The organism is Psittacicella gerlachiana (genome assembly GCF_003585965.1).
Classification (GTDB): Bacteria; Pseudomonadota; Gammaproteobacteria; order Enterobacterales; family Psittacicellaceae; genus Psittacicella; species Psittacicella gerlachiana.
In genome coordinates, this window is sequence record NZ_NRJF01000103.1 from 1 (window position 1) to 2919 (window position 2919).

Genomic DNA, 2919 nt, shown 5'->3' on the forward strand with positions numbered 1-2919 from the left:
TCCAGTCACCATTATGTCTATATAACTCTCCGAAAATTAAAGCACGTTCATTTGAGAAATCTTCACCTAAGTCATAACGAGCTACTTCAGTATTTGAATCATTATTTACGAGACGAATAAATGAGTTGCTTACTTGACCAAAAGTTTGGTTCTCATTGTAAATTGTTACTGTAAATACAATACGTTGAATATCTGCAGGAACTTTTGATAAGTCTACTAATAAAACTTCATCATCACCATCAGCATCACCTACACGGTTATCACCTTGGTGTACTACTGAGCCATCAACTGAAGATAATTGATTATAGAAGATAAAGTCTTTATCATTACGTACTTTATTATCAGCTTTAATTAAAAACGCAGAAGCATCTAAGTCAAAAGCTTCACCAGCGGTTTGACGAGCATCCCAACCTAAACCTACAAGAATTTTATTTAAACTAGGATCGGTTTTTGAAAGATTGATATTTCCACCTTTTTGTAAACTTACTGCCATAATTATGACTCTCCTTATTTTAAGTTGAAAAAAGTTCTATTTACTAGCATTGCTATAACTAAAGCCCCAGCCAAAATATTTATCTATTTCTGGTAGGCTATTAAATCCTAACATTTTACGTTCAACATGGATCTGACCATTATTAAAGTGAATGTGCGCTAAGACAACAAATCTACCTTGAATATTCTCATTTCCTAAGTGAACTTCAATTTCCTCTTGCCCACTTGCTTTAATACTTACAACAGCATCGGTTTCAGACCAAACTACATTATTATCATAAATATAAGTGTAAACCACTATATTATCGATAAGATGTGCAAATTTTGGATTTACAAGAATTGACTCTCCTGCCCCACCTTGACGGTCATCTCCGGTATGCCATAAGTAAGGAGCATTATCAAAACATCCTTGTCTTGTTTGCTTATGTCTTGGACCACCTCTTCCTTTTGAAAACTGTAAAGCATCAATACATGCTTGCGAACCATCAATTAAACGAAAATAAGCTCCTAGATCTAAATCAATACCTTTATTACTTGAGAATAAACCACCAAATAATCCAGATTTCTTAACTTCTTTTTGTGTCCAAGTTAAGTTAATCAATAACTCGGGAGCTGATTTATTTAAGTTAATTCGTGTACTTTGCTCACCTTTATCTAGACGAATTTTACCTAGATTTACTTTAGGTGAAGATGAAGTTGTTGGTTGTGTAGACGCTTGACTCTTAGGAGCACGTTCGTGTAAGGGTTTAGAAGATACACTAGAAGGCTGTAATTTTGAATAATCAAAATCATTATTAGCAGCCATTAAACGATATTGGAAAGATAAATATTTTTTGTGGCTCATAGCTTAAGTCTCATATTGAAAGTAAAATTTTAACTTTGAGGCTTCTAAGAGTTATTATTTCTCTTCTTTATTATTCTTTTCAGGGAAGATTAATGAAGCAATTACTCCTAGACCTAATACTCCTAATACAATAAATAAACTCCAGTTTGCTGGAATATGTAAATCAGGGTTATTAGTTACAGCTCCGTACGATTGCACTCCCATTTTAATTCCGATATAGAATAGTAAAGCGATTACCGCTTTTTCTAAATGAACTAAATATTTAGTTAGAGAAGCAAGAACAAAATATAAACTACGGAGACCAAGAATCGCAAAAATCATCGCAGCGTAAACTAATAAAGGTTCTTGAGTTACAGCAATAACTGCAGGAACTGAGTCAAACGCAAAGGCAACATCAGAAGTTTCAATTGCCATTAAACATAAAAATGCAGGTGTTACGTAAGAAGCACTTTTACGTGTAACTAATGCTAATTTAGATGATAAATCTGTTTCTTGAGCAGGTAATTCACTATCTTTTACGATAAAATTCTCCCCATGTAATTTCTTATAAACTGGAAAAAACTTACCTGTAGCTTTTACAGACCAGTGATCGGTATAGTCTTCGATCTCTTGTTCATCACTAGATCCTGCACTTAACATTTTCCAACCTGACCAAAGGACAAAGGCAGCAAAAACAAAGCCAACCCATGGACTTGCTTGGAATAAACTCGCTCCAATAACTACGAAAATCGCACGGAAAACTAAAGCACCTAAAATTCCCCAATATAAAATTCGATGCTGTAAGTGAGAAGTTATACCAAATGAAGCAAAAATAGCAACGAATACCATTAAGTTATCAATTGAAAGACTCTTTTCTAAAACATAACCTGCAAGATACATATCTGCCCAAGTCTTATCAAAACGAAACCATAGGTAGAAGTAAAAAGCGAGTGCTAATAGAATCCAAAATACAGACCATATAGCTGCATCTTTAATTGAAATGTCTTTTGTTTTACGGTGTGCAACTAAATCCATATAAATAGAAAATAGAGTAACACCAAAGAAGATAATTACAGTTTCTAAAGGAAAGCCAAAGTGACTCATAGTGATAATTTATTAAGAATTGAAATATTTATGTTTCGACGGAATGAAATTTGAAAGTGTACCTATTGCCAATTTAAGGTTACTCTCTGAGTAGTAGTATCAAATAAGTAACTAAAGGCTAATTGTATAACTTTATTACTTTAAAGTTATAGGTAACTTTACACAAACGAGAGTAGATAAAGCTTTTTAAACTAGCAAAACCAAAAGGCAAGATAATTTATAAAAGCTTCACAAATTTAAGAGTAATTTTTACTTTTTGTATACTACTTTTAAGTAGTATACAAAAAAACAAATTTGCAATATACCCAAAATCGACAAATAACAATACCCCCCCCCTAATTTATTGATAATCAAGAGATTTTCATTTTCAATAAAAGTTAATAACCTAGTTAACCGTAAGGATATTAACTATCTTTCTATAAAGTGTGATCAGTAATATTCAATTTTTTTATAATTCGAGATCTAAATATAGGTACGAATATAACTAACTTTTTATATCA

General features: G+C 32.3%; 3 protein-coding genes. All 3 read right to left on the reverse strand.

Annotated elements, in window-relative coordinates; translation table 11 throughout:
* On the reverse strand, nucleotides 1-493 hold a 493-nt coding region (locus tag CKF59_RS04020), incomplete at its 3' end, for a TerD family protein (protein ID WP_147397114.1).
* Between the two features lie 36 nt (nucleotides 494-529).
* Entirely contained in the window at nucleotides 530-1336 is an 807-nt protein-coding gene (locus CKF59_RS04025; protein ID WP_119534690.1) for a stress protein, read from the reverse strand.
* A gap of 54 nt (nucleotides 1337-1390) precedes the next feature.
* Complete coding sequence (locus CKF59_RS04030) at nucleotides 1391-2419, reverse strand: TerC/Alx family metal homeostasis membrane protein (RefSeq protein ID WP_119534691.1); 1029 nt, start codon at nucleotides 2417-2419, stop codon at nucleotides 1391-1393.
* Nucleotides 2420-2919 lie beyond the last annotated feature (500 nt).